This window comes from Mesorhizobium sp. CNPSo 4689 (assembly GCF_057784325.1).
On record NZ_JBWLUZ010000095.1, the window covers coordinates 1 to 1,275 of the forward strand.

The window sequence follows — 1,275 nt, forward strand, 5'->3', positions numbered from 1 at the left end:
CCACAGTGGGTTTGCTGTCAGGCAACCCGAGCTAAGGAGCCATCCGCCATGCAGATTACCACCGTGGGCCTTGATCTGGCCAAGCGCATTTTTCAAGTTCACGCCGTCGACGCGTCTGGAGACGTTGTTGTTCGCAAGGCACTGCGCCGATCGCAAGTTCTGCCGTTCTTCACCAAGTTGCCGCCCTGCCTGATCGGCATGGAGGCGTGCGGCACATCGCATCATTGGGCTCGAGAGTTGACGGAGCTCGGCCATGAAGTCCGCCTGATGCCACCGTCCTACGTGAAGCCCTATGTGAAGCGCGGAAAGAATGATGCGGTGGACGCGGAAGCGATTTGCGAAGCGGTGACACGCCCGACCATGCGTTTCGTCGTGATGAAGTCAGCCGAGCAGCAAGCGGCCCTATCGCTTCACCGCACCCGTAATCTTCTGGTCAAGCAGCGTACGCAACTGGTGAATATGATCCGCGGCCTGTTGGCCGAGTTCGGCATCGATATTCCCGAAGGTTTGGAGCGGGCGCTTAAGCTGGCGCGCCAGATAGCCGCGAAGAAATCCACATTGGACGTACCGGCCATGGCACTGCAGATTCTGTGTCTCCTGTGCGAGCAGGTGCTCGACACCCATGCCCGGCTCCAGACCATCGACCGGTCGATCCTTGCCCAGCAAAGAACGAATGAAATGGCACGGCGTCTATCGACCATACCTGGCATTGGCCCGATCGGTGCCACTGCGTTGGCGGCCTCGGTTGCTGATCCGGGTCAGTTCCGCTCGGGTCGAGAGTTTGCCGCCTGGCTCGGGCTGACACCTTCGCAAAACTCGAGCGGCGGAAAGGACCGTCTCGGGCACATCACCAAGATGGGCGATCGGTACCTGAGAAAGCTCCTTGTGATCGGCGCGACCTCTCTGATCCGACGGGCAAGGCGTAAGCCCGAGGCTGCGGATCCGCGCCTCCTCGCGTTGCTCGCCAGGAAGCCGGCGCGCGTGGCGAGCGTAGCCATGGCAAACAAGATGGCCCGCGTGGTGTGGGCTATCATGACGCGCGGCGAAACCTATCAAGCGCGTCATGCTCCGAACCTTGCAGCGTAAGTTGCGCAGAAGACGAGACACTGAAGCAGAAATCAGATCGAGCCGATCAATCGGCTCTATGAGGTTGTAAGAGCGACGCGATGTGATGGCGAGACCGGTCAGGCCGGGAACAGGGATAACCCATGCGATGTCGGAGGCATCATAGCCTGCAAAGCAGATTGGGACCTTGTTCGCCGACCCCATCAGGGC

1 protein-coding gene is annotated in these 1,275 nt (G+C 60.3%); it reads left to right on the forward strand.

The genetic code is table 11. The annotated features are described in order from the left end of the window. Nucleotides 1–48: 48 nt before the first annotated feature. The gene (locus AC04SI_RS33265; RefSeq protein WP_123170113.1) at nt 49–1,086 is read left to right on the forward strand and encodes an IS110 family RNA-guided transposase; all 1,038 of its coding nucleotides are present in this window, start codon (nt 49–51) and stop codon (nt 1,084–1,086) included. The last annotated feature ends 189 nt before the right edge of the window (nt 1,087–1,275 follow it).